Below are 25,905 nucleotides of genomic sequence, written 5' to 3' on the forward strand. Positions count from 1 at the left end.
GCGCGCCGCTCCCGCCGCAGCAAATTAAGCGGCGGCTGAACGCGGCGCGCGTATCGATCACTCGATGCTTTCCGATTGCGGCTCGCGCGCGGCTTGCGCGCCGCTTTTTGCGTGATGCTCGCGCGAGAGGCGGTTCATGATCGGCAACAGCAGCACGGCGACCAGCACGCCCAACGACGCGAGCCAGCCAAGTCCGGTGAAGAGCCGCGTATAAAGCGGCAACGAGGTAAGCGGGTCGAGCGTGCCCGAGGGCATCTGCGCGAAATTCGCCACCACGCTGCCCAGATATTGCGAAACGCCGGTCGCGACAAAATACGCGCCCATCATGAAGCCGCTCATGCGCGCGGGCACATAGCGCGCGATCATCGCGAGCCCGAGGCCGCTCACGAGCAGTTCGCCGAGCGAATACAGCCCGTAGCCGGCCACCATGAACCACGACGACACGCGCCCTTCTACCGCATAACGCCCGCTCGCCGCGAACACGAAAAAGCCGGCGGCGACCACGGCGAAGCCGAGGGCGTACTTCACCGCCACCGGCACGTCGCGGCCCCGGCGCGCAAGCGACGTGTAAAGCACGGCGAGCACCGGCGAAAGCACCATGATCCAGATGGGATTGAGCGCCTGGAATTGCGCCGGGCTCCATCGGAACAGCGCCATACCGAACAGCGAGAACTGCGGATCGACGTTGCGCAGCGCGAACAGCGTGAGCGACGTGGACATCTGCTGATAGAACACGAAGAACAGGATCACCTGGCACGTGAGGATGAGCGCAGCGATCAGCCCGGCGCGTTCGGCGTGCTCGCAACGCACGAGCATCCAGCCGAATATCGCGAGAATGGCGGCCGCCGCAGCGTACACGCAGTCGCGCGCGATCGTTTCATGCTGAAGCACGAACATCGTCGCCGCGCCGAGCGCCACGGCGCCCACTGCCACGAGCGTGGCGCGGCCCAGGTGCAGCGGCTGGTCGTCCGGAGCCGAGCCGATACGCGCGAGCGAGCGGCGCATCAAAAGGAAGTTGAGGATGCCGAGCGCCATGCCCGCGCAGCACACGCCGAACGCGGCATGCCAGCCCCAATGCTCCTTGATCCACGGCGTGGCGAGCATCGAGACGGTCGAGCCGATGTTCACCGCCATGTAGTAAATGGTGAACGCGCTGTCGAGTTGCGCGTCGTCGCCCTCGTAAATGCGCCTCACGAGGTTCGCTGCGTTCGACTTGAAGAGACCGTTGCCGACCACGATCACACCTAGCGAAGCGTACATGTGGCTCAGACTGTCGTTGGGCAGCGCGAGCATGAAGTAGCCTGCGGCGAGAATCACGGCGCCTGCCGCCATGGAGCGCCGTGCGCCGAGAATCTGGTCGCCGATCCATCCGCCGATGGCCGGGGCCGCGAAGACGAGCGCGACAAAAGCGCCCCACGTGAGGTTCGCCTCGCGGTCGCTGAAGCCGACCTGCTCGACCATGAACAGCACCAGAAGCGCCGCCATGCCGTAGTAGCCGAAGCGCTCCCACATCTCTATCAGGAAGACCGTCGTGAACGAACGGGTCCGGCTTGCGGTGGTCGGGGCGGGGGCTGGCGTATTCATGTTGCGTATTTCCTGTTGCGGTAGTGCACGGCGCGCGATTGTACTCGCGCGGGCGGCGCTGGCAGTTTTTGCGCGGTTTTTGGCATGGCTACGTATCGTGGCGAGATTACAGTGATTCCCGATTCATCGGCCCACCGCCTGCCCTTTTCGACAGCCCAACCCTTGACTGGAAACACACCATGGCACTGCAAATCGGCTTTCTCATCTTTCCCAGCGTTCAACAGCTCGACTTGACCGGACCATACGACGTGCTCGCCTCGATGCCGGACACCCAGGCGCGGCTCATCTGGAAGACGCTCGATCCGGTTCGCTCGAGCACCGGACTCATGCTCACGCCCGACACGACTTTCGACGACTGCCCGCCGCTCGATGTGATCTGCGTGCCGGGCGGCAGCGGCGTTTCGCAGTTGATTCCCGACGACGAGACACTCGCGTTCCTGCGCCGCCAGGCGGGCACGGCGCGCTACGTGACCTCGGTTTGCACGGGCGCGCTCGTGCTCGGCGCGGCCGGGCTGCTGCGCGGACGCCGCGCGACCACGCACTGGGCCTTCCACGAACTGCTGGAGCCGCTCGGCGCGCTGCCCGTGAAAGCGCGCGTGGTGCGCGACGGCAACGTGCTGACCGGCGGCGGCATCACTGCGGGTATCGATTTCGCATTGACGCTCGCCGCCGAGCTGATCGGCGACGAGGCCGCCCAGGCGTTGCAGCTCGAACTCGAGTACGCGCCCGCGCCGCCGTTCGCTGCTGGCGACCCAGCCAGCGCGCCGCCTGCGATCGTAGAAAGGTTGCGCGCGCAGACAGCTGCGTCGCTCGCCGAACGCGCGCGCGTGGTCGCCGCGGCAGCCGCGAAACTCGCCGCCTGAGCGCAAGGTGAGGCCGGCGCGGTTGCCTCGCCGTTGCCTCGTCGTTGCCTCGCTGTTGCCTTGAGGTGACGTGGCAGCCAGGGTCAGCGCCAGATACCGCCTTTGTTGTGGATCGATTACATTGAGTGACGGGCGCACCGCCGCCGTTTGCGCCCGTCGTCCCAGCCCTGGGTAAGCCGTTCAAATCAATCATTAGGGGAATCAATGCGCTCCACCACCAGCAAGCTGACTCTCGCCGCAGCTACCGCCGCATTCCTGATCGGCGTCGCCGCGCCGGCATTCGCGCAAACGGAAGCCAGCGCTCCCGCCGCCAATCAGGCCACGCAACCGCTCACCAAGGAACAGAAAGCACAAGCCAAGGCTCAGGCCAAGGCGCAGCGCAAGGCCGAACGCAAGGAAGCCCGCGCGAAGAACAATGCTGAGTTGAAGAAGCTGGAAGACGCGGGCTACAAGCCGGCGCTGAACGATCCGAACTATCCGCAGAACCTGCAGGACGCACAGAAGAAAGCTAACGCTGCTGGCGCCGCCCAGTAATTCGCGTGATCAGCCGTTTTAACCGGCTGCGTTGCCGGTTAAAACGCTTCCGCCTTCCATTTGCCCGCCGCACCCGCAGCACGATTGAACGCTGCACGTCCCCCGCTTTCGCGCCCGCCCGCTCCCGCCGTACACACTAAACGCTTCATCAGTCGAATGGCAGTACCATCCGCGAAGCGAATGCGCTGACTCGTTCGCAAGCCGCTACACCGTCGCTTTTCGACGCAGCACGCGCTCGCCCGGATGCCACTCCGATGCCATCGCGAGCCATGCCGCGTGCATGCCCAACATGGAGTCATCGCCATGAACGCACCCCAGCCAGCCGCCAACGCAAGCGCCGCGCCGCAGAAAAAAGGCATACCGGTGGGCCTGATCGCGGGCGTGATCGCGCTCGTCGTCGTGCTGCTTCTGCCCTTGCCCGATAGCCTCCCGCCCGCCGGCCAGCGCATGCTCGCCATCCTCGCATTCGCCGTGGTCGTGTGGCTTACCGAAGCCGTGTCGTACGAAGCGAGCGCCATCATCATCACCTCACTCATGGCGTTTCTCGTGGGCACCGCGCCCACCATCGAAAACCCCGCTGTCGACTACGGCACCAACAAAGCCATCAGCATGGCGCTCGCGGGCTTCTCCAATTCCGCGCTCGCGCTCGTGGCCGGCGCCCTCTTCATCTCGGCAGCGATGACCGTCACCGGTCTCGACCGGCGCATTGCGCTCGTCACGCTCTCGCTCATCGGCACCACCACGCGGCGCATCCTGATCGGCGCGGTCGCCGTGACCATCGTGCTCTCGCTCGTGGTGCCGAGCGCCACCGCGCGCAGCGCCTGCGTCGTGCCGATCATGGTGGGCGTGATCTCGGCGTTCGGCGTGGACAAGCGCTCGAACATCGCGGCAGGCATCATGATCGTGGTGGCCAACGCCACCAGCATCTGGAACGTCGGCATCCAGACCGCCGCCGCGCAGAACCTGCTCACCGTGGGCTTCATGGACAAGATGCTCGGCGCACGCGTCACGTGGCTCGACTGGCTCATCGCGGGCGCGCCCTGGGCGATCGTGATGTCGGCCGTGCTGCTGTTCATCGTGCTGAAGATGCTGCCGCCCGAAGCCGATGCGATCGCGGGCGGCAAGGAAGCCGTCGAAGCGTCGCTGCGCGAACTGGGCCCCATGACCGGGCCGCAAAAACGCCTGCTGGGCGTCTCCATCGGCCTGCTGTGCTTCTGGGCGACCGAAGGCAAGCTGCACCCGTTCGACACCACCTCGGTCACGTACGTGGGCCTCGTGCTGCTGTTATTGCCGCGTTTCGGCGTGATGGACTGGAAGACCGTGCAGAGCCGCATTCCGTGGGGCACGGTGATCGTATTCGGCGTGGGCATCAGCCTCGGCACCGCCCTGCTCACGACGAAGGCGGGCCAATGGCTCGGCGATCTCGTCGCGCATCACACCGGGCTCGACACCGCAGGCCCATTCATTGCCTTCGCGATTCTCTCGGCCTTCCTCATCCTCATCCACCTCGGTTTTGCGAGCGCAACGGCGCTCACTTCCGCCATGCTGCCGATTCTCGTGTCGGTGCTGCAGTCCATGCAGGGCGACTTCAATCGGCTCGGGCTCACGATGCTGCTCGGCTTCGTCGTGAGCTTCGGCTTCGTCCTGCCGATCAACGCGCCGCAAAACATGGTGTGTCTCGCCACCGAAACGTTCACGGCGAAGCAGTTCGCGCGCGTGGGCATCGTGTTGACGATTGTCGGCTACCTGCTGTTGCTGCTGTTCGCCGCGACGTGGTGGCGCTGGCTGGGCTGGATCTGAACGCTGCACCTGAACACTGCACTGTTGCGAGGAGCCGCTCATGGAAGTCAATATCGACGACGCACGCCGCTTCGCCACGGCCGTGCTCACGAACGTCGCGGTGCCCGAAGACATCGCCGCCGACGTAGCCGACCATTTGATCGAGTCGGACCGCGTGGGCTACGCGAGCCATGGCCTGTCGATCCTGCCGAACTACAAGCGCGTGCTGGCTGCGGGGTTCGTCGCCGCCGACGGCCGCGCCGAGCGCGTGGTCGACCGCGGCAGCCTGATCGGCTACGACGGCCACAGCGGCTTCGGCCAGCACGTGGGCAAGGTCGTGATGGAAGACGCGATCGCTCGCACGCGCGAACATGGGCAATGCATCGTGACGCTGCGCCATAGCCATCACCTGGGGCGCATGGGTCATTACGGCGAAATGGTCGCAGCGCAAGGCTATGTGCTGCTCGCGTTCACCAACGTGGTGAACCGCTCGCCGACCGTTGCGCCGTTCGGCGGGCGCGAGCCGCGGCTCACGACCAACCCGCTGTGCTTCGCGGGCCCGCTGCCGGGCGGGCGGCCGCCCTTCGTCGTGGATATCGCCACGAGCGCCATTGCCGTGAACAAGGCGCGCGTGCTCGCGGAAAACGGGCTGCCGGCGCCCGATGGCTCCGTGATCGACGCGAACGGCCAACCGACGAGCGACCCGAACGTGCTGTTCGCCGACCCGCCAGGCGCGCTGTTGCCGTTCGGCCTGCACAAGGGTTATGCGCTTGGGCTCGTGGCGGAATTGCTCGCGGGCGTGCTCTCGGGTGGCGGCACGATCCATCCGGACAATCCGCGCAATGGCGTCGCGACCAACAATCTGTTCGCGCTCGTGCTCGATCCGCAGGTGGATTTCAATACGACGTGGCGCTCGCAGGAGGTCGAATCGTTCCTCGACTATCTGCTCAGTTGCCCGCCCCAGGACCCCTCGCAGCCGGTGCAGTATCCTGGCCAGTACGAAGCGGAAAATCGCGCGCGCCACATGCAGACGATCACGCTGCCCGACTCCGTGAAAAAGCCCTTCGCCGATATCGCGAACGAACTGGGCATTGCGCCGCTCACGGCGATTTGAGCCGGCCCAGCACGAGGCCGTAAACGCATAACGGCCGCGCGAGCCCCTCGGGACTCGCGCGGCCGTTTCGATGCGCTGCAATTACCTCACACCGCGACCGCGCCGACGTAGTTCTCGGCCATCGCCGTCGCGGCGGCGCGCGACGTGGTGACGTGCTCCAGCTCGGCTACCTGCAGGCGCTGCTCGAACGGCGTCGCGTCGTCGAGACGGTGCATCATGCGTGTCATCCAGTACGAGAAATGCTCCGCGCGCCAGATGCGGCGCAGCGCCGTTTCGCTATACGCGTCGAGCAGATCGTTGCGGCCTTCCTTGTAGAACGCGACGAGCGCCGCGCTCAGCACGCGCACGTCCGCCACCGCGAGATTGAGGCCCTTCGCGCCGGTAGGCGGCACGATGTGCGCCGCGTCGCCCGCGAGAAACAGGCGGCCGTGCTGCATCGTGGTCGTGACGAAGCTGCGCATGCCCACGATGTTCTTCTGGAAGATCTTGCCTTCCACCACCTGGTGGCCTTCGAGCGAATCGACGCGTGCGTGCAACTCGGCCCAGATGCGGTCGTCGGACCAGTTCTCGACCTTGTCGTGCGGGTCGCACTGGAAGTACATGCGCTGCACATTCGGCGAGCGCGTGCTGATGAGCGCGAAACCGCGATCGTGGCGCGCGTAGATCAGCTCGTCGGAAGTGGGCGGCGCTTCGACGAGAATACCGAACCAGCCGAACGGGAACACGCGCTCATAGTCCTGGCGCAGCGCCGCCGGAATCGTGGCACGCGACACGCCGTGAAAGCCGTCGCAGCCGATCACGTAGTCGCAATGCAGCTCGCGCTCCTCGCCTTCGTGGTGGAAGCGGATCGACGGCGTGCTGGTTTCCACGCCGTGAATCGAGGTGTTCGAGACGTTGAAGAAGAGCTTGCCGTCGGCGGCCACGCGCGCGGCCACGAGGTCCTTGAGCACTTCATGCTGCGCATAGACGGTGATGGCTTTGCCTGTGAGGCCAGTGAGATCGATGCGGCGGCGCTTGCCTTCGAACGCGAGTTCGAAGCCGTGATGCAGCGCGCCTTCAGCCTTCATGCGCGCGCCGACGCCCGCTTCGGTGAGCAGGTCCATCGTGCCTTGCTCGAGCACGCCGGCGCGAATGGTCGATTCGATCTGCTCGCGGCCACGCAGCTCCAGCACGACCGAGTCGATGCCACGCAAATGCAGAAGATGGGAAAGAAGCAGGCCTGCGGGCCCGGCGCCGATGATGCCAACCTGAGTGCGCATGAGATGTCTCCTGATGCGGCGTTGCTTGAATTGATTTTTCGCAAGTTTCACCGCTGCACCCGTTATCGCGCAACGCGATATGGAGAATATGCACTATCTCGATTTCGAATAGCGCCGCAGCCGCCGGCCGGCTCGCTAACCGTTGTGCGGAACGGAAATTGCTCAACGGCACGCTTCGCCTGCGCTTCAGGTTTGCCCGCCGGCGCGCTCCTCGCCCTCCAAGAACATCAAGCCCATGCCTTTGCCACGCCGCTCCCCCACGCCCGAATCCGCCACGAAATCCCGCCGCACGCCCCGCCGTACACCGCTTGCCGCCACGCTAGCCGCCGCGCTGTGCCTCGCATGGCCGCTCGCCCAACCCGCCTGTGCCGCCGACGCTCAGGCTGACGCCGCAGCCCCCGCCAGCGCGCAGGAATTACAGAATCCGGTTCGTACTCCAGCGCAACACGACACGGCAAAAGAGAACCCGCCCGCCACGCCCGCCGACCTCTACGGCCGCCTCTATCACGACGTGCAGCTCGCGCAGATCTTCCCCGACAGCAAGACGTTTGCCGACATGCTGCCGAACGAGCGCCCCGCCCAGATCACGGCGGCCTACGAGCGCTGGCGCCAGCAGCACGCGGACGAGCACGACGCCGCCGCGCGCCAGGCCGCGCTCGCGCAGTTCGTGAACCAGTATTTCGCGGCCCCGGCGCAAACCGGGGACCACTACGTTTCCGATCCGAACCAGGACGTGGTCGGCCACATCGACACGCTCTGGAACGTGCTGAGCCGCCGCCCCGACGCGAAGCCGAATCCGTATTCGTCGCTGCTGCCGCTGCCCTATGCGTACGTCGTGCCGGGGGGCCGCTTCAACGAGATCTACTACTGGGACTCGTACTTCATCATGCTCGGTCTGGAAACGAGCGGCCGCCACGAACTCGCGCTCGACGAGCTGAACAATTTCGCCGCGCTGATCGACCGCTACGGGCACATCCCGAACGGCAATCGCACGTACTACCTGAGCCGCTCGCAGCCGCCGTTTTTCGCGCAGATGGTGAGCCTCGTCGCCGAGAAAGACGGCGACGCCGTGTACCTCCATTACCTGCCGCAACTGCGCAAGGAATACGACTACTGGATGGCCGGCGAACAAACGCTCAAGCCCGGCCACGCCGCGCGCCACCTCGTGCGCCTGCCCGACGGCACGCTGCTCAACCGCTACTGGGACGCACGCAACCGGCCGCGCGACGAGTCGTACCGCGAGGACATCCTCACCGCGCGGGCCACGCCGCAACGCGACGCTTCGGACCTCTGGCGCAACCTGCGCGCGGGCGCGGAAACGGGCTGGGACTACAGCTCGCGCTGGCTCGCCGACGGGCACACACTCTCGACCATCGACGTGACCTCGCTCGCGCCCGTGGACCTCAATTCGCTGATGGTGATCCTCGAGCGCACGCTCGCGAAGGCCTACGGCCTGAAGGGCGACGCGCGCGAGGCCGCAAGGATGACGAAGCGCGCACAGCAACGCGCCAAAGCCATCGACCGCGTGCTCTGGGACCCGCAATTGCATGCGTACAGCGACTACGATTTCGCGCACCGCACGCTCACGCACCGGCTCACGGCGGCGACCGTCTACCCGCTTTATGCGGGCGTCGCGACGAAAGGCGAGGCGCAGGACGTGGCCGCCGCCGTACGCGCCGGCCTGCTGCGCCCGGGCGGCCTCGCCACCACCCAGGTCGCGACGGGCCAGCAATGGGATGAGCCGAACGGCTGGGCGCCGCTGCAATATCTCGCGGTCGTGGGGCTGCGCCGCTACGGAGAGGCGGACCTCGCGCAGGAAATCGCCTCGCGCTGGATCGCGACGAATCTCGCTTACTACGCGCGCACGCACAAACTCGTCGAGAAGTACGACGTGAGCGCGTCGGCCACCCAGGCGTCGGCGGCGGGCGGCGGCGAATATCCGCTGCAGGATGGCTTCGGGTGGACCAACGGCGTGCTGCGCGCGCTGCTGCAGATATATCCGCAAGCCGGTGCGGCACAAGGCGCGGCGGCGGCAAGCGCGCCTTAATGCAACATCCGCAACATCCGCAACGCCCGCAACGCCCGCGGCGCAAGCCCTGGGCTCGCGGCGTACACTTTTTGCGCCGCTAAAGCGTCATCGTCGTGTTGCTTCAGGAGCTACCCATGCGCAGCGAATCGGCCTTTTTGTTCGACCTCGACGGCACGCTCGTCGACAGCGTCTATCAGCACGTGCTCGCGTGGAAGGAGGCGCTCGATGCGGACGGCATCGAGCTTTCGGTGTGGCGCATTCACCGGCGTATCGGCATGAGCGGCGGGCTCTTCATGAACCAGTTGTTGCGCGAGACGCACGAGGCCATCTCGCCCGAGCGCATCGCGCGCCTGCAAAAACTCCACGCCGACGCCTACCGCCGCCACGCCGACCAGGTGCGCCCGCTGCCCGGCGCGCGGGCGCTGCTCGACGCACTGACCGCCGCCCAGGTGCCCTGGGCGATCGCCACGAGCGGGCGGCTCGCCACGGCTTCCGTGAACTTGCAGGCGCTCGGCGTGGACCCGGCTGTCACGACCGTGGTCACGCGTGACGAAGTGCGCCACGCCAAGCCGGACCCCGATCTTTTCGTCGCCGCGGCGTTGCGGCTGAACGTGCCGATCGAGCGCTGCCTCGTGGTGGGCGACAGCGTCTGGGACATGCTGGCGGCCCAGCGCTGCCGGGCGCTCGGCATTGGCCTGCAGTCGGGCGGCTACGGCACCGAGGAACTGCAATGCGCGGGGGCGCTGCGCGTGTACGAAGATCCCGCCGATTTGCTTGGCCACCTCGACGAAGTCTGCGCCCGCGACTGAGTTGGGTCACTACGGAGCAAACCGGGCACCGCCGGCCATGGCGCGAAAATTGCGCGCTTGACGGCTGTGCAGTGCAGCAGCACCGCCGCGGCACCACGCCTTTAGCACATCGCGTGTACTGCATGTCGCGCGCCATCGGCGTATGCTGACATAGGTCAATTCGACAACTCACCGGCCGGCTTCCGCCGCCTGCTGCGATGAACGACTCCGCTCATGCCCCCGGAACTCCCAGCGCGCCACGCGTGACGGTGGTCGTCCTCACGCGCAATCACGTGCGCCAAACCATCGATACCGTCGCACGCCTTACCGCGCTGCCCGAGCACCCCGACGTCATCGTGGCCGACAACGGCTCCACCGATTCGACCGTCTCCCTGCTGGCGTCGCTCTTTCCACAAGTGCGCATCGTCCAGACGCTCGGCGACCGCGGCATGGCCGGCTTCAATCGCGCCGTGCTGCTCGCGCGCACCGATTATGTTGCGTGCTGCGACGACAGCACCTGGTTCGCACCCGGCGCGCTCGCGCGTGCGGCGCAGCTGTTCGACGCGCACGCGCAAGTCGCCGTACTCAACGCGCGCGTGGTGAGCGGCGACGAGCGCGAAATTCACCCCGCCTGTCTGATGCTTGCCGCCACGTCGCCGGGCGCCGAAGGCCTGGCGGGCCCTGTGCTTGCTAACTTCATGGCCGGTGCGTGCATTTTCCGCGCGGCCGTGTTCCGCTCGCTCGGCGGCTACGAGGAGCGGCTTTCGCACGGCGGCGCAGAGGAGCTTGCCGCGCTCGACATGCTTTCGGCCGGCCACCAGATCGTTTATTGCGAACAGGCGCTCGCGCATCGCGAACCGCTGTATCGCTGGTTCACGCGCGCGCAGCAATGCGCGCTCGCGCGCAACACGGCCTGGGTGGCGTGGATGCGCCTGCCCGCACGCGACGCACTCGCAGCAACCGGTCGCGCGCTCGCCGTGTTCGCCCGCCAGCGCTCGCTCGGCCCCGCGGGCGTCGCGCTGCTGCGCGGCGCGTTCTGGACACTGCGGGCGCGCCGCGTCGTGCCGCCCCACGTCGTGCTGCTCACACGCCAGGTGCGCCGCGCGGAACGCCACGTGCGCGCAGGCATTCCGGCAATGGCCGAAAAGTACGACCGCTCTGGGCAGCGCGCGTGGTAAGCTGCGGCGCCTGCTGCACGCGGGCCGTCCATTCAGGAGGCCAGAGCCTGTCAAACTTCTGACCAGGCCCTATGACAGACCCGAGGACCATGACGACGCCCGACCCCGGCATCGCCCCGCACACCGTCGCCGCCGAAAGCCACACCGAACGCCGCTTCGAGGCGCTCGTGGAGCCGATCGAGGATTACGCGATCTTCCTGCTCGACACGCGCGGCTACATCGTGAGCTGGAATCGCGGCGCGGCCCGCATCAAGGGCTATGAAGCGCACGAGATCATCGGCCAGCACTTCTCGCGCTTTTACACCGACGAAGCCAACGCGCGCCGCTGGCCCGATCACGAACTGGAACAAGCCGCGCTGCACGGACGCTTCAACGACGAAGGCTGGCGCGTGCGCAAAGACGGCTCGATGTTCTGGGCCAACGTCGTCATCACCGCGCTGCGCGAGCGCGACGGCTCGCTCTCGGGTTTCGCCAAGGTCACGCGCGACCTCACCGCCGAACGCCGCCAGGTCGAGGCGCTGCGCCTTTCCGAAGAGCGCTTTCGCCTGCTCGTGGAAAGCGTGAGCGACTACGCGATCTTCATGCTGGACCCGCAAGGCCACGTGATCAGCTGGAACACCGGCGCGACCAACCTGAAGGGCTATCGCCCGGCCGAGATCGTCGGCCAGCACTTTTCCGTGTTTTATCCGCCAGACGAGATCGCCGCCGGTCTACCCGAGCGCGAGCTGCGCCGCGCGAAGGACTTTGGCCGCGTCGCGACCGAAGGCTGGCGCGTGCGCAAGGACGGCTCGATGTTCTGGGCCAACGTCACGATCACCGCGGTGCACGACGGCCATGGCCGGCTCACGGGATTCGCGAAGGTCACGCGCGACATGACCGAGAGCCGCCGCACCGACGAACTCGAGCATTCGAGCGAGCAGATGAAGCAGTTCCTCGCCATGCTCGCGCACGAGTTGCGCAACCCGCTCGCGCCGGTGCGCAACGCCGTGGCCACCATGCGCCTCATGGATGCGCCGAGCCCCGAAATCGAGCGCGCGCGCGAAATGATCGACCGCCAGATCGTGCACCTCACGCGGCTCGTGGACGACCTGCTCGACGTCGGGCGCATCACGTCGGGCAAGATCGAGTTGCGCGAAGCGCCGCTCGACCTGTGCGAAGTGGTCGCGCACGCCATCGACGCGGCGCAGCCCTTTACCGCGGCGCGCGGCCAGCACGTGGAAGTGCAGATGCCCGACGCGACGCTCACCATGACGGGCGACCACACGCGCCTCGTGCAGGTGCTGCAGAACCTGCTGCACAACGCCTCGAAGTTCTCGCCCGACGGCAGCCGCATCGTCGTGGACGTGCGTGCCGCTGCGCGCGCCGTGCAGATCCAGGTGCGCGACGAAGGCCGTGGGCTGCGGCCCGGCACCCACGAGTCGATCTTCGGCCTGTTCAGCCAGGACCGTTCGGTGCCGGGGCCCGCGGAAAACGGGCTGGGCATCGGCCTCATGCTGTGCCGCTCGCTCGTCGAACTGCATGGCGGCACGATCTCCGCCACGAGCCAGGGGCCGGGCAAAGGCAGCACGTTCACGATCCGCCTGCCGTTCGCGCGCGAAACCGTGCACGCTATGCAGCCGCCGCAGCTCACCCCGGACGCGGCCGAGCTTGCCGCGCTCGCCGAGGCCGGCGTGCCGCCGCTGCGCGTGCTCGTGGTCGACGACAACCGCGACTCGGCCGACAGCCTCGCCATGCTGCTCGAGCTCAAAGGCCATGAGGTGCGCGTGGCCTACAGCGCCGCCCACGCGCGCGAGGAAGTGGACGGCTTCACGCCCGACGCCGCGCTCATCGACATCGCCATGCCCGAGATCGACGGCTATGCGACGCTGCGCGCCCTGCGCGCGCTACCGCCGCTCGAGCACACGCTGTTCGCCGCGATGACGGGTTTCGGCCAGGCCGCCGACATCGAACTCACGCGCGAAGCGGGCTTCGAGATGCACCTCGTGAAGCCCGTGGACGTCACGCTATTCGACGAGGTGCTCGCGCTCGCGGCGACACGGCAACGGCGCCGCAACGCCTGAGCGCCTAAGCGCCTGATGCTGCTTTAAGGCGCGACCGGCACGAACGGCCGGTATTCGACCTTGGGCCCGCGCACGACAATGGCCGTCGATTCCGGCACTTCGGCCCACACCTCGGGCCGGTCGCCCAGCGGCTCCGAAACAAGCAGATACGCGTCGTCGCCTGCCGCCACGATGCGCGGGTCGTCGGGATACAGTTCGCGCAGATGCCGGAACGCCGTGGTGTGAAAAAGCGAGCGCGAATTGCGTTCGCTCGAATAACGCGCGGCGACGATCTGCTCGCCGTCGCAAGCGCACACGGTCATATTGAGCGCGGGCTCGACGCCATGCTTTTTCGCTGTGGCTTCCACAAACCCCGCCATGCGTTCAAGCGCGGCGACCGGGTCGATTTCGAGGCCGAACGTCATGGCCAGATAGAACATCGTTTCGGAATCCGTCGAGCCTTCGAGCGCGTTGAAGCGGTCGGGATCGATCGCGACGAGCAGGTCGCGGCGCATGAGCGGATAGCTGCGAATCAGCCCGTTGTGCGCAAAGATCCAGCGCCGGTGACGAAACGGATGGCAGTTCGTTTCCTGCACCGGCGTGTCGGTGGCCGCGCGAATATGCGCAATGAACATGGGTGCGCGCACCGCACGCGCGAGTTCGCGCAGGTTGCGATCGTTCCAGGCCGGATGCACGCTGCGGTAGCGATAAGGAATGTCGTCCGGGTCCTGGAACCAGCCCATTCCGAAACCGTCGCCATTCGTCGTGGTCGCGCCTTTGGTCGAATGCAGGCTTTGGTCGATCAGCGAGTGGCGTGCGTGAAACAGTACGGTTTCGAGCTGTACGGGGTTCCCGCTATAAGCGAGCCAGCGGCACATGATGGTCTCCTTCGTGTAAGGACGCTCGTGTACGCCGGCCGCCTCGAAAGCGCCGCTACTTCACGGCGCGCAGGTCGGCGATCGGCGTGAGAAAGCCGGTCAGGCCAGTCAGTATGATCTGCACCCCGATGCACAGGAGCAGAAATGACGACACGCGCATGGCCACGCGCGTGCCTTCCACACCCAGGTACTGCGAAAGCCGCGCAGCGCGGCTATATACGTAATAGATCACGAGCATGACGAGCGCGGAGATCACGATCGACGCGCAACTCGAAAGCAGCCACGCCGAAAGCTTGTGCGTGCGGTTGGCGTTCAGCGCAATGGCCGTGGCGATGGAGCCGGGGCCGGTGGTGAGCGGAATGGTCAGCGGGAAAAAGGCCTTGCCGGCGGCCGAACTCGGGCTCACGGGCTTGACCGGATGATCGACCGCGGGCGGCTCCGGCTCCGGCGCATTGAGCATTTGCCAGCCGGCCACGGCCACGGCGAGACCGCCGCCAATACGCAACGCTTCCATGGAAATGCCGAAGAAATGCAGGATGGGCGTGCCGACGAAAAACGCCCCGACCAGCACGAAGAACGCGTTGATCGCCACGCGTTTGGCGAGCAGGCGCCGCTCTTCGTCGGTCAGCGTTACGGTGCGATCGAGAAAAACAAAAGCCCCGCTCAAGGGATTGATGATGCTGATGAGTCCGGTAAAACCGAACAGGATGTCTGAAATCAGGCTCTCGATCATGGAGTCGATCCGGTAGGGGCATGCGCGCAAGCAGCGCGCCGGGCTGCGAGAAGTGTAGCCGGATCGGCGTTTGGCGTGCCTGATCGATGTCGCCGTGCGCCCGAAAAAATGGCGCGCCGCACCAATATTTACCGCAAGCGTTTCAGTATTTTTGGCAGCTTTACGGGGCGCGTTCACAAGCATAGAGTGGTTTGCCTCGCACCCCGGCGCGACGTTTCTTTTCTTCTCATATAAAAGAGGAGTTGCCATGTCACTGCGGTTGCTCGCTGCCTTGCCCTTTATCGGCATCCTGTTAGGGGTGCCGTTCGTCAATCGCACCGAGCCGCTCGTGCTCGGCATGCCGCTCGTGCTGGCCTGGATCGTCATGTGGGTCGTGCTGGCCGCAGTGATCATGGGGATCGTCTACCGGCTCGATCCGGCCAACCGCCTGCCACTCGAAGCGGATGCGGAGGTACAAGCATGAGTGCCCTCGTCATCATCGCGGCGATGGCCTTCATCGCGCTCTATCTCGGCATGCGCGCCCGCAGAGGGCACGACATGGACCTCGAGCAGTGGGCCGTGGGCGGCCGCAGCTTCGGCACCGCGTTCGTGTTCCTGCTGATGGCGGGCGAGATCTACACGACCTTCACGTTCCTCGGCGGCAGCGGCTTCGCCTATGGCAAGGGCGCGCCCGTCTACTACATTCTGGCTTACGGCACGCTTGCATACATCATCTCGTACTGGATGCTGCCGCCCGTGTGGCGCTTCGCCAAGCAGCACCGGCTCGTCTCGCAGCCGCACTTCTTCGCGCGCAAGTATCAGAGCCCGGCGCTCGGCGTGCTGGTGGCATGCGTGGGCGTGCTCGCGCTCGTGCCGTATCTCGTGCTGCAACTGAAGGGGCTCGGCATCATTGTGACGACGGCCTCCTATGGCGCGATTTCCTCCACGGCGGCGATCTGGATCGGCGCGGCCGTGGTCACGACTTACGTGATCGTGTCAGGCGTGCGCGGCTGCGCGTGGAATTCGGTCGTGAAAGACACGATGATTCTCGCGATTGCCGTGTTCCTTGGCATTTACCTGCCGATTCATCACTACGGCAGCCTGAGCGAGATGTTCCGCGCCATCGACGCGGCCAAGCCCGGCTTCCTCACCTTCCCGGCGCGCGGCCAGAGCGTGACGTGGTTCCAGTCCACCGTGCTGCTCACGGCGCTGGGCTTCTTCATGTGGCCGCACACGTTCATGTCGGTCTACACCGCGAAGAACGACCGTATCTTCCGCCGCAACGCGATGATCCTGCCGCTCTACCAGCTCATCCTGCTGTTCGTGTTCTTTTGCGGCTTCGCGGCCGTGCTCAAGGTGCCGGGCCTGAAGGGCGGCGACATCGACCTCTCGCTCCTCCGTCTCGCGCTGCAAACGTTCGATCCGTGGTTCGTGGGCGTGATTGGCGCGGCGGGCGTGCTGACCGCGCTCGTGCCTGGCTCGATGATCCTCACCACGGCTTCGACGCTGCTCGCCAACGATATCTATCGCGGCGGCGTCGCGAAGAGCGCGGACGACGCCCAAGTCGCGAAGCTCGCACGCATTTTCGTGCCGGTGGTCGCACTGGTGGCGGTAGGCTTCACGCTCAACGGCGGCGACACCATCGTCGCGCTGCTGCTGATGGGCTACAACTTCGTCACGCAGCTCTTCCCGGCAATGGTGTGCAGCCTCTCCACGCGCAATCGCGTGACGAAGCAAGGCGCGTTCTGCGGCATCGTGGCGGGCGTGCTCGTGGTGATCGTCACGACGCTCACGCATGTGAGCGTGGCGCAGCTCATTCCGTTCGCGCCCGATGCGCTCAAGGACGTCAACATCGGCTTCCTTGCGCTGTTCGTGAACGTGATCGTGCTGGCCGTGGTGAGCACGGTGACGCAGCCGCGCACGCATATCGATCATGAGCATGCGCGGGCGCATTGACCTGACCTGACGCGATAACAAGGCGGCCCAACCGGCGTGATCCGGTTGGGCCGTTTTTCTTTTTATGCTGCCTTGCGCGCTTCGGCGATGCGCTGCGGCGCCTCGGGCCGTGCATAGAGGCGTTCGAGATACGCCTGCAAGCGCGGGAAGCCCTCCAGCAGTTGCACTTCGTTGGCCCAGTCCATCAGATAAACCGTCACGCAGTCGGCAACCGAGAGCTGGTTGCCGACAATGAACTCACGCCCTTCGAGGTGTTTCTCGAGCACAGCGGCCATGGTCTTGAAGTCCTCCCGCGCGAGTTCGATATCGGCGGGACTGCGCTTGTCCGGCGGATAAAGGAACGAGTGCCGCGTGATGCGCCAGAGCGGCTGTTCCAGTTCGGTGACGGCGAACAGGGTCCAGCGATACGCCTGCGCCCGCTCGTCGAGATCCTTGGGCAGCAGCGCCTTCTCCGGATATTTGTCCGCCAGATACAGCACGATTGCGGCCGACTCGGGAATCACGCGGTCGCCGTCGATCAGCACGGGCACCTTGCCCGCGGGATTGATGCGCAGGTATTCGGGCCGCCTGTGCTCGCCTTCGAGCAGATTGACCGAAATGAATTCGAAATCGGCGTCGACTTCCTTGAGGCCCCATAGCGCGCGCTGCGAACGGGTGCCAGCGAAACCGTAGAGTTTCATGACGAACCTCCGTTCAGGCACTGGGAATCGGCAGAACGGGCATCACTTCGACGGCCTCGCCAGGAAAAATCGAAAAATGCGGGTGCCCTTCGAACAGCTTCGCGGCCTCTTCGTGCGATGCGGCACGCAGAACGGTATAGCCGGTTAGCGCGTTAGACGTGTCCGCAATGCCACGCTCGCCAATCGACTTGGTCTTGCCGAGCGGGCCGCCCATATCGACGATCGACGCCTTGTGCTTTTCGACCCACGCATGCCAGGCCGCAATGCCCTCCTTTTCCTTTGCGTGCCGCTCCGTTTCGGAAAGCGCCGCCCACCCCTTCATGCGCGCGTTGTCTTTGGTGCCGAGAAAAACAGCGAGAAACAGTTTCTGATCGCTCATGTGTCCTCCAACTGCTGGTCTGGTGAATGATCCGGCTACGGGTCTGAAATCGGGTGCAACGGCGTGACGCCCGTCCGGCCTTGACAGCATAGGTTGATATCAACATAATTTCAACATGGCACGCGCAAAGAAACTTCCCTTCGAAACCACGCTATTGGTGCGCGATTGCTGCCTGTGTCTGCATATGCAGCGGGCGGCGCGCAATCTCGCGCGCATTTTCGACGACGTGCTGCGCCCGCTCGATCTCACGAACGGTCAGTTTTCGCTGCTGATGTCGCTGAACCGGCCGCATCCGCCCGGCATGAAAGACGTGGCGTCGCTGCTGGCCATGGATCGCACTACGCTTACGGCCGCGCTCAAGCCGCTGGAGCGGCGCGGCCTCGTGGTTATCGAGCAGGACCCCGAAGACAAGCGCAGCCGCTTGCTGAGCCTCACTGACGAGGGGCATCGACTGCTCAACGCGGCATTTCCGATATGGCAGCAAACGCATGAGGAAATCGAACAGGAATTCGCCAAGGGCGAGGTCGACAAGCTTCGCGAGCATTTGCGCGCGCTTTCGTAGCCCTAGCGCTTCGAAGCCCCATACAACGTCGAATCCGCAAACCCCTCGGCCGCGAGCACACGCCCCACGAGAATGAGCGCTGTACGCTCGATATCCGTGGCATGCACTTTTTCGGCGATATCCGCGAGTGTGCCTGTCACGCGTTCTTCGTCGGGCCAGCTCGCGCGATAGATCACCGCCACGGGGCAGTCCTCGCCATAGTGCGGAAGCAATTCCTCGACGATGCGCGCGATATGGCGCACGCCAAGGTGAATCGCGAGCGTCGCCTTGTGGCGCGCGAGGTCGCCCAGTTGCTCGCCTTCGGGCATCGACGTTTTCGTGGCGTAGCGCGTGAGGATCAGCGTTTGCGAAATACCGGGCAGCGTGAGTTCGCTGCCGAGCGCCGCCGCGCATGCGGCGGTCGCGGTCACGCCGGGCACGACTTCATAAGGAATGCCAAGCACACGCAAGCGCCGGATCTGCTCGCCGATTGCGCCATAGAGCGACGGGTCGCCCGAATGCACGCGTGCCACGTCGAAGCCCTGGGCGTGCGCGTTTTCGAGCAGCGCGATGATCTCGTCCAGCGTGAGCGGTGCGGTATCGACCACCTTGTGCGCGCGGTGGCCTTCCAGCACGGCGGCCGGCACGAGTGAACCGGCATAGAGAATCACGGGGCAACTGCGCACGAGGCGCTGGCCCTTCACGGTGATCAGTTCAGGATCGCCCGGCCCCGCGCCAATGAAGAAAACGGTCATGCGTTCAAACTCCGCTTAATGTAGTCGTCGAGCGCGTCGATCGACTCTTGCGCCGACGTGAATTCGCGCTGCGCATCCGGCAGCGGCGGCCGCTGCATCAACACCACGGGCAGGCCCAATTCCCGCGCGACGGCGAGCTTCGCTTCGGTCGCCGCGCCGCCGCTGTTCTTGCTGACCACCACATCGATATGCGCTTCGGTGAACAGGGCGCGCTCGCCTTCTGCGGTGAACGGCCCACGAGCGTCGATGATGCGAGCGCGGGCGTGGCCGGCATGCGCTTCGAGGCAACGGACCGTCCAATGCTGCTGTTCCGGCACTTCGTGCAGATGCGCGAGCGGTTCGCGCCCGAGCGTGAAGAGCGGCCGCGCAAATGGCGCAAGCGCTTCGACTACGCCAGCCCAGCCGCTCACCATGCGCCAGTCGTCGCCGGGCTGCGGCTGCCACGGCGCGCGCCGCAGCGCCCAGTACGGCACGTGTGCCGCCAGGCAGGCGCGCGCCGCGTTGGCGCTGATCTGCGCGGCGTACGGGTGTGTGGCGTCGACAACGATCGCGATGGCTTCGTCGGCGAGAAAACGCGCGAGCCCTTCTGCCCCGCCGAAGCCACCCACACGCACCGCGCAGGCGAGATCGGCGGGCACGCGGCCAAGGCCCGCGAGCGAGTACACGTGCTGGGGCCCAAGCGTGCGCGCGATCGCCAGCGCATCGCCTGTGCCGCCCAGCAGCAGGATGCGTGCGGTCATGGCTTGACGGCCTCGTAGAGCGTGACGGGCAACGCCTGACGCCAGGTATCGAAGCCGCCAAGCGGCTGCGCCTCGCCAATGCCGATACGCGTGAGCGTGCCGCCATGCTGCGCGCGCCATGTCACGAGCGCCGCTTCGCTTTGCAGCGTCACCGCATTTGCAACGAGCCGGCCGCCGCTCGCGAGCGCCGCCCAGCACGCGTCCAGCACGCCGGGAACGGTCACGCCGCCGCCGATGAATACGGCGTCGGGCGTGGCGAGTCCCGCGAGCGCTTCGGGCGCGCGGCCCGCGACGAGTTGCAAACCCGGCACGCCCAGCGCGGCGCGATTGTGTTCGATGAAGCGTTGACGCTCGGCATGCGCCTCGATCGCGATCGCACGGCAAGCGGCATGCGAGCGCATCCATTCGATGCCGATCGAGCCGCTGCCCGCCCCCACGTCCCAGAGCAACGCGCCGGGCGTCGGCGCGAGGCGCGCGAGCGTGAGCGCGCGCACGTCGCGCTTCGTGAGCTGGCCGTCGTGGCGGTAGGCGTCGTCGGGAAGGCCCGGCGTGAGCGTCCAGCCGTGCGCAGGCGCATTCGCAACATCGCTTTCGCATTCGAACGCGACGAGGTTGAGCGCCGCGGTTTCGTCGACGTGCCACGCATCGGCGCGGCCTTCGATGCGGCGCTCAAGCGGGCCGCCCAGATGCTCGAACACGGCAAGACGCGTGGCGCCGAAGCCCGCTTCGGCGAGCAGCGCGGCGAGCGCCGCGGGCGTGCGCCCGTCCGCGCTCAACGCCAGCACGCGCGAGCGCGCGTAGAGATAGCGGCGCAGCGCATCGAGCGGTCGGCCGACGAGCGAGACCATCGCCGTATCCTGCAACGCCCAGCCCATGCGCGCCGCCGCCAGCGAGAGCGACGAGGGCGCGGGCAGCACGCGCATTTCACCGGGCGCCACGCGGCGCGCGAGCGTCGCGCCCACGCCGAACAGCATGGGGTCGCCGCTCGCGAGCACGCATACGGGCGCATTCGACTCGCGATGCGCGAGCAGCGCCTCGACGCTGAACGGCTGCGGCCACGCTTCGCGGCGCGCACGCACGCGCGAGGGCAGCATCGCAAGATGGCGCTCGCCGCCCGTCACGACGGCAGCGTCGAACAACGCGCGCCGCGCGTCGCGCCCGAGCCCCGCATAGCCATCGTCGCCTATGCCCACCACCGTCAGCCATGCCTGCGTGCCCTGCATTCGTTCTCCCGCTTTTGCTTGCTTTGTTGCCTGGTTTGTCGCCTGTTTCCGCGCGCCGCCATCGGCCCGCAACCCGATTGCCGGGCGGAGCGCGCGCGAAAACGGGCATAATACCGTGTCCGCCGGCGCCTTTAAGGCACTTTGTATGAGGCCGGAGTCAGCGCTGAAGCGCTAACTCCGGATCGCAAACAGGGAACACAGCAAGCTGTGGCCGCCCCCGCGACTGTAAGCAGCGAGACCGCATCCACCCGAGCCACTGGTTTTACCGGGAAGGCCGATGCGGTCCACGACCTGCGAGCCAGGAGACCTGCCGGCCGACTGTTCGTGCGAACCCATATCGGGCGGGGTGTACCGATACCGCTGCCGTTTCCCGCCTCACGTGCGGGCAGCGCGCCGCTCCCGCGCGATGCTTACCCGGTATTCCCTTGAAACACGAAACGAAGCCCGTCTCGCCCGCTGCTGCATTGGCCGTGCTCCGCCCCTCGGCGTGCCCGGGGCTCGTGCGCGTGGTCGCGGCGCGCGACGGCGGCCTGTGCCGCATCCGCCTGCCCGGCGGCGTGCTGAGCGCCACGCGGGCGCGCGCCCTCGCCGACGCCGCGTTGGCGCATGCCGGCGGCGTGCTCGAACTGACCAATCGCGCGAACGTGCAGATTCGCGGCGTACGCGTGGGCGAGGAGGCCGCGTTGAGCGCCGCGCTGATCGGTGCGGGCCTCGGGCCCGCTGGCATCGACGCCGCGAGCCCGGTCGAGCACGCGTGCGCCGCCGACGAATTGCGCAACGTGATGCTGAGCCCGCTCGCGGGCGTTGACCCTGAGGCTTTGTGCGACACAACGGTGCTCGCCGCAGCCCTCATCGACATGATGCAGCGCGAAGCGCGTTTCGCCGCGCTCTCGCCCAAGTTCGCGCTGCAACTGGACGGCGGCGAGCGTATGGCGATGCTCGGGCATCCGCACGACATCTGGCTCGCCGCGTTGCCGCACGGCGCGACCGTGCGCTTTGCACTGGGCCTTGCAGGGTGCCCCACGACGCAGCCAATCGGCACGCTCGCGACCGAAAATATTTGCGCATCGATACGTGCGCTGCTCCATGCGTTCCTCGATCTCGCGGGCGCAGACGCAACGCGCATGCGTGACGTGCTCGCCGCACACTCACTCGATGCGCTGCTGCAACGCGCGCGCGATCATGGCGGCTTCGCGCTGATGCGTGACGACGCCGCGCTGCACGCGTGGCGTCGCGAGCCGAGTCCTGCCGGCTTGCGACTGGGCGCGCACGCGCTGCACGTCGACGGCAGTGGCTACGTAGGCGCGCAGCCCGCGCTCGGCCGCATCGACGCGCATACGCTGCGCGCGCTCGCCGCGCTCGCGCAAGACTCGGGCGATGCGACGCTGCGGGTGACGCCATGGCAAGGCCTGCTGCTGCCTAACGTGCCCGCGCGCGCCATGACCGGCGCGCTCGAACGGCTGCACGCGCTCGGCCTCATCGTCTCGCGCGCCGATCCGTTCGCGCGCCTGATCGCCTGCACGGGCTCGGCGGGGTGCGCCAAAAGCCGCGCCGACACCAAAGCCGACGCACAGCGTCTCGCCGCCCTGCTGCCGCCCGGCGCGCAAGCGCACCTGAGCGGCTGCGAACGCTCCTGCGCGGCCGCGCATTGCGCGCCGTTCACGTTGCTCGCCAGCGAGCCGGACCACTACGACCTTTACCAGCGCGACGACACGCAAAGCGGCTTCGGCCAGCGCTTTGGCCAGCTCGTCGCGCGCAACCTGACGATCGAAGCGGCTGCGCTCGCACTCGCGCAGCGGCCCCGGAGTACCCAAGATGTCTGATTACATCCGCGACGGCCAGGCGATCTATCGCGAATCGTTCGCGACGATCCGCGCCGAAGCCGACCTCTCGCGCATTCCCGCCGACCTGGAAAAACTCGCCGTACGCGTGATCCACGCCTGCGGCATGGTGGACGTCGCCGCCGACCTCGCGTTTTCCGCAGGCGCGGGCACGGCGGGCCGCAACGCGCTCGCAGGCGGCGCGCCCATTCTCTGCGACGCGAAAATGGTCGCATACGGCGTCACGCGCGCACGCCTGCCCGCGAACAACGCCGTCATCTGCACGCTCGACGACCCCGCTGTGCCCACGCTCGCACGCGAGTTTGGCAATACGCGATCGGCCGCCGCGCTCGAACTTTGGCGGCCGCATCTTGCAGGCAGCGTCGTGGCGATCGGCAATGCGCCCACCGCACTCTTTCACCTGCTCGACATGATCGCCGCCGGCGCGCCGCTGCCCGCGCTCATCCTCGGCTTTCCCGTGGGCTTTGTCGGCGCAGCCGAGTCCAAGGCGCAGCTCGCCGCCGAAAATCACGGCGTGCCCTTCGTCGTCGTGCATGGCCGCCGTGGCGGCAGCGCGATGGCCGCCGCCGCCGTCAACGCACTCGCTTCGGAGACCGAATAAATGACCCGCAAAGGACGTCTGCACGGCATCGGCGTCGGCCCCGGCGACCCCGAACTGCTCACGCTCAAAGCCGTGCGCCTGCTCAAGGCCGCACCCGTCGTCGCGTATTTTGTCGCGAAGGGCAAGAAAGGCAATGCGTTCGGCATTGTCGAGGCCCATCTCGAAGCGGAGCAGGAACGCCTGCCGCTCGTGTACCCCGTGACGACCGAGGCGCTCGAACCGCCGCTCTCGTATGAGGCGATCATCGCCGACTTCTACGACGGCGCCGCGCAAATGCTGTCGCGCCATCTCGACGCCGGCCGTGACGTGGCCGTGATCTGCGAAGGCGATCCGTTCTTCTACGGCTCGTATATGTATCTTCACGACCGGCTCGCCGCGCGCTACGAAGCCGAAGTCGTGCCTGGCGTGTGCTCGATGCTGGGCGGCGCGGCGGTGCTGGGCGTGCCGCTCGTCTACCGCAACCAGAGCCTCGCCGTGCTGTCGGGCGTGCTGCCCGAGGACGAATTGCGCCGGCGGCTGGCCGACGCGGACGCCGCCGTCATCATGAAACTGGGCCGCAACTTCGACAAGGTGCGCCGCGTGCTGGGCGAGCTGGGTCTCGCGCATCGCGCGCTGTATGTCGAGCGCGCAACGATGGCGAACCAGCGCATCGTCCCGCTCGACGACGTCGACCCCATGGCTTCGCCCTACTTCTCGCTGCTCGTCGTGCCGGGGGTGAAATGGCAGTCGTGACGCCGCCTGCCATCGTCATTCTCGGGCCCGGCGCGCTGGCCACCGCGCGGCGCGTGCAGGCGCTCTACGCGGGCGCGCAAATCCATGCGCTGCAAGGCCGCGTGGAAGGCGATGTCGCGTTCAGCGAGCTTGGCGCGCATTTGCGCGAATGCTATACGCGCGGCTTGCCCATCGTCGCGCTGTGCGCGGCGGGCATCGTGATCCGGTGCCTCGCGCCGCTGCTGGCCAACAAGGGCGCGGAGCCGCCGGTGCTCGCACTCGCCGAGGACGGCAGCGCCGTCGTTCCCCTGCTCGGCGGACTGACCGGCGTGAACGTGATGGCGCGCGAAATTGGCGCGGCGCTCGCGGTCGCGCCCGCCATCACCACGAGCGGCGAACTGCGATTCGGCACCTGTTTGCTCAATCCGCCCGCGGGCTATGCGCTCGCGAGCCTCGCGCAAGGCAAGCGTTTCGTCTCCGATCTGCTTGCTGGCGCAACGACACGCGTGGACGGTGAGGCGCCGTGGCTGGAGAGCGTCGATCTGCCGCGCGACGCAGCGGCCAGTCATGCCATACGCGTGAGCGCGCACGCCTGGAACGGCAGCCCCGACGACCTTGTGATTCATCCGCGCAGCATCGTGGCGGCCGTGGGCGCGCCGCAAGAGGCGCTTGCAGAAGGCGTGCGGCGCGCGCTCCATGCGCACGGCCTCGCGCCGCTCGCGCTCGCTGCGCTTGCCGCCCCGTCTGCTCACATGTGCGACGCATCGCTCGCGCAGGCGGCAACCGAACTCGGCGTGCCGCTGCGCTTCGTCGATAGCGCCGAGCCCACGCCGCAAGTCACGCTCGCCGCGCTCAACCTTGCTGCAGACGTCGAGCGCTACGCGCCGAACGAAGACGGCATCGCGCTGGCCTGCGCCGCCGCGCCGCTCGATCCACGCGCGCTGGGCCGCTCGCGCGGCAAGCTCACGGTGCTGGGCCTCGGGCCCGGCCGCGCCGATCTGCTTACGCCCGCCGCGCGCGCCGCGCTGGACGACGCAACCGATATCGTCGGCTACGCAACCTATGTGGAGATGGCGGGACCGTTGCGTGCAGACCAGCAGCGCCACGCCACCGACAACCGCGAAGAGCTGCAGCGCGCGCGCCACGCGTTCGAGATGGCGAGCGAGGGGCGGCGCGTGGCCGTGGTCTCGTCGGGCGACCCCGGTGTGTTCGCCATGGCGGCCGCCGTGCTCGAAGCGCTCGAAGGCGCCGACGACCCGCGCTGGCATGCCGTCGAGCTGGCGATCGTGCCAGGCGTTTCCGCCGCGCTCGCCACGGCAGCGCAGGTTGGCGCGCCGCTCGGCCACGACTTCTGCATGCTGTCGCTTTCCGACAACCTGAAGCCGTGGGCGGTGATCGAAAAGCGCCTGCTGCATGCGGCGCAGGCCGATCTCGTGATGGCGTTCTACAACCCCATCTCGCGCGCGCGGCCATGGCAACTCGATCGCGCGCTGGACATCGTGCGCAGCGTGCGCGCGCCGCTCACGCGCGTGGTGCTGGGCCGCGACGTGGGCCGCCCCGGCGAAGCGCTGCGCGCCACGACGCTGGGCGAACTGCGTTCGTCGGACGTCGATATGCGCACGATGGTGATCGTCGGCTCCTCGGCCACGCGCGGGTTCTCGCGTGGCGACGGCGGCGAGTGGATTTATACGCCGCGCTGGTATTGTGAGGATGCCGAATAA

At 66.9% G+C, this 25,905-nt stretch carries 24 protein-coding genes and 1 riboswitch; of the genes, 15 read left to right on the plus strand and 9 right to left on the minus strand.

The features are described from left to right. Nucleotides 1-57: 57 nt before the first annotated feature. A complete protein-coding gene (locus U5A52_RS18525) occupies nt 58-1,584 on the minus strand; it encodes an oligopeptide:H+ symporter (protein WP_321935743.1) in 1,527 nt (508 codons plus the stop codon). Between the two features lie 179 nt (nt 1,585-1,763). Here U5A52_RS18525 and U5A52_RS18530 point away from each other — a divergent pair, with 179 nt between their 5' ends. From U5A52_RS18530 to U5A52_RS18545, 4 genes are all read left to right on the plus strand, one after another. Further along, a complete protein-coding gene (locus U5A52_RS18530; protein ID WP_321935744.1) occupies nt 1,764-2,447 on the plus strand; it encodes a DJ-1/PfpI family protein in 684 nt (227 codons plus the stop codon). Between the two features lie 204 nt (nt 2,448-2,651). Next, nucleotides 2,652-2,981, plus strand: coding sequence for a DUF4148 domain-containing protein (locus U5A52_RS18535; RefSeq protein ID WP_321910546.1), 330 nt, complete (start codon nt 2,652-2,654; stop codon nt 2,979-2,981). A gap of 303 nt (nt 2,982-3,284) precedes the next feature. Then, nucleotides 3,285-4,781, plus strand: a complete 1,497-nt coding sequence (locus tag U5A52_RS18540) for a DASS family sodium-coupled anion symporter (RefSeq protein WP_321910544.1) — start codon at nt 3,285-3,287, stop codon at nt 4,779-4,781. 40 nt (nt 4,782-4,821) lie between these two features. Then, nucleotides 4,822-5,874, plus strand: coding sequence for an Ldh family oxidoreductase (locus tag U5A52_RS18545; RefSeq protein ID WP_321935745.1), 1,053 nt, complete (start codon nt 4,822-4,824; stop codon nt 5,872-5,874). Between the two features lie 86 nt (nt 5,875-5,960). Here the strand turns inward: U5A52_RS18545 and U5A52_RS18550 are convergent, their stop codons facing one another. After that, nucleotides 5,961-7,133: a 4-hydroxybenzoate 3-monooxygenase gene (locus U5A52_RS18550; RefSeq protein WP_321910540.1), complete on the minus strand. Its 1,173-nt coding sequence runs from the start codon at nt 7,131-7,133 to the stop codon at nt 5,961-5,963. Between the two features lie 235 nt (nt 7,134-7,368). Here U5A52_RS18550 and treF point away from each other — a divergent pair, with 235 nt between their 5' ends. From treF to U5A52_RS18570, 4 genes are all read left to right on the plus strand, one after another. After that, nucleotides 7,369-9,180, plus strand: coding sequence for an alpha,alpha-trehalase TreF (gene treF / locus U5A52_RS18555; RefSeq protein ID WP_321935746.1), 1,812 nt, complete (start codon nt 7,369-7,371; stop codon nt 9,178-9,180). Between the two features lie 116 nt (nt 9,181-9,296). Next, nucleotides 9,297-9,971 (plus strand): HAD family hydrolase, encoded by a 675-nt coding sequence (locus U5A52_RS18560; protein ID WP_321935747.1) that lies wholly within the window; start codon nt 9,297-9,299, stop codon nt 9,969-9,971. Between the two features lie 242 nt (nt 9,972-10,213). Further along, the gene (locus U5A52_RS18565; protein ID WP_321935748.1) at nt 10,214-11,128 is read left to right on the plus strand and encodes a glycosyltransferase family 2 protein; all 915 of its coding nucleotides are present in this window, start codon (nt 10,214-10,216) and stop codon (nt 11,126-11,128) included. A gap of 71 nt (nt 11,129-11,199) precedes the next feature. Beyond that, complete coding sequence (locus tag U5A52_RS18570; protein WP_415774021.1) at nt 11,200-13,188, plus strand: PAS domain S-box protein; 1,989 nt, start codon at nt 11,200-11,202, stop codon at nt 13,186-13,188. Nucleotides 13,189-13,211: 23 nt separating this feature from the next. Here U5A52_RS18570 and U5A52_RS18575 read toward each other — a convergent pair whose 3' ends face one another. After that, the gene (locus U5A52_RS18575; RefSeq protein ID WP_321910529.1) at nt 13,212-14,045 is read right to left on the minus strand and encodes a class II glutamine amidotransferase; all 834 of its coding nucleotides are present in this window, start codon (nt 14,043-14,045) and stop codon (nt 13,212-13,214) included. A 55-nt stretch (nt 14,046-14,100) separates the two neighbouring features. Continuing rightward, a complete protein-coding gene (locus U5A52_RS18580; protein ID WP_321910527.1) occupies nt 14,101-14,778 on the minus strand; it encodes a MarC family protein in 678 nt (225 codons plus the stop codon). 247 nt (nt 14,779-15,025) lie between these two features. Here U5A52_RS18580 and U5A52_RS18585 point away from each other — a divergent pair, with 247 nt between their 5' ends. Both U5A52_RS18585 and U5A52_RS18590 read left to right on the plus strand, forming a co-directional pair. Then, nucleotides 15,026-15,241, plus strand: coding sequence for a DUF3311 domain-containing protein (locus tag U5A52_RS18585; protein WP_321935749.1), 216 nt, complete (start codon nt 15,026-15,028; stop codon nt 15,239-15,241). Next, the gene (locus U5A52_RS18590; RefSeq protein WP_321935750.1) at nt 15,238-16,713 is read left to right on the plus strand and encodes a sodium:solute symporter; all 1,476 of its coding nucleotides are present in this window, start codon (nt 15,238-15,240) and stop codon (nt 16,711-16,713) included. Before U5A52_RS18585 ends, U5A52_RS18590 begins: the two co-directional genes overlap by 4 nt. Before the next feature lie 62 nt (nt 16,714-16,775). Here the strand turns inward: U5A52_RS18590 and U5A52_RS18595 are convergent, their stop codons facing one another. Both U5A52_RS18595 and U5A52_RS18600 read right to left on the minus strand, forming a co-directional pair. After that, nucleotides 16,776-17,393 carry a glutathione S-transferase family protein gene (locus tag U5A52_RS18595; protein ID WP_321910521.1) on the minus strand — a complete coding sequence of 206 codons (618 nt, stop codon included), beginning with the start codon at nt 17,391-17,393 and terminating at the stop codon, nt 16,776-16,778. A gap of 13 nt (nt 17,394-17,406) precedes the next feature. Beyond that, nucleotides 17,407-17,772 (minus strand): hypothetical protein, encoded by a 366-nt coding sequence (locus U5A52_RS18600; protein ID WP_321935751.1) that lies wholly within the window; start codon nt 17,770-17,772, stop codon nt 17,407-17,409. Between the two features lie 115 nt (nt 17,773-17,887). Between U5A52_RS18600 and U5A52_RS18605 the strand changes: the two genes are divergently transcribed. Continuing rightward, nucleotides 17,888-18,334 (plus strand): MarR family transcriptional regulator, encoded by a 447-nt coding sequence (locus tag U5A52_RS18605; protein WP_321935752.1) that lies wholly within the window; start codon nt 17,888-17,890, stop codon nt 18,332-18,334. 2 nt (nt 18,335-18,336) lie between these two features. Here U5A52_RS18605 and cobM read toward each other — a convergent pair whose 3' ends face one another. The 3 genes from cobM to cbiE are packed head-to-tail and all read right to left on the minus strand — an operon-like array spanning nt 18,337 to nt 21,031. Next, nucleotides 18,337-19,068, minus strand: a complete 732-nt coding sequence (gene cobM / locus U5A52_RS18610; protein WP_321935753.1) for a precorrin-4 C(11)-methyltransferase — start codon at nt 19,066-19,068, stop codon at nt 18,337-18,339. Next, nucleotides 19,065-19,808 (minus strand): cobalt-precorrin-6A reductase, encoded by a 744-nt coding sequence (locus U5A52_RS18615; RefSeq protein ID WP_321935754.1) that lies wholly within the window; start codon nt 19,806-19,808, stop codon nt 19,065-19,067. The genes cobM and U5A52_RS18615 overlap by 4 nt, the downstream gene beginning before the upstream one ends. Continuing rightward, nucleotides 19,805-21,031: a precorrin-6y C5,15-methyltransferase (decarboxylating) subunit CbiE gene (cbiE, locus tag U5A52_RS18620; protein ID WP_321935756.1), complete on the minus strand. Its 1,227-nt coding sequence runs from the start codon at nt 21,029-21,031 to the stop codon at nt 19,805-19,807. Before cbiE ends, U5A52_RS18615 begins: the two co-directional genes overlap by 4 nt. Nucleotides 21,032-21,172: 141 nt before the next feature. Next, a riboswitch (cobalamin riboswitch) is annotated at nt 21,173-21,361 on the plus strand. Nucleotides 21,362-21,456: 95 nt separating this feature from the next. Here cbiE and cobG point away from each other — a divergent pair. The 4 genes from cobG to cobJ are packed head-to-tail and all read left to right on the plus strand — an operon-like array spanning nt 21,457 to nt 25,905. Beyond that, nucleotides 21,457-22,854: a precorrin-3B synthase gene (gene cobG / locus U5A52_RS18625; protein ID WP_321935757.1), complete on the plus strand. Its 1,398-nt coding sequence runs from the start codon at nt 21,457-21,459 to the stop codon at nt 22,852-22,854. Next, entirely contained in the window at nt 22,847-23,473 is a 627-nt protein-coding gene (locus U5A52_RS18630; protein WP_321910507.1) for a precorrin-8X methylmutase, read from the plus strand. Before cobG ends, U5A52_RS18630 begins: the two co-directional genes overlap by 8 nt. Then, nucleotides 23,474-24,205 (plus strand): precorrin-2 C(20)-methyltransferase, encoded by a 732-nt coding sequence (locus U5A52_RS18635; protein WP_321935758.1) that lies wholly within the window; start codon nt 23,474-23,476, stop codon nt 24,203-24,205. Further along, nucleotides 24,193-25,905, plus strand: coding sequence for a precorrin-3B C(17)-methyltransferase (gene cobJ / locus U5A52_RS18640; protein WP_321935759.1), 1,713 nt, complete (start codon nt 24,193-24,195; stop codon nt 25,903-25,905). The genes U5A52_RS18635 and cobJ overlap by 13 nt, the downstream gene beginning before the upstream one ends.

This window comes from Paraburkholderia sp. J8-2 (genome assembly GCF_905220195.1).
Lineage (GTDB): Bacteria > Pseudomonadota > Gammaproteobacteria > Burkholderiales > Burkholderiaceae > Paraburkholderia.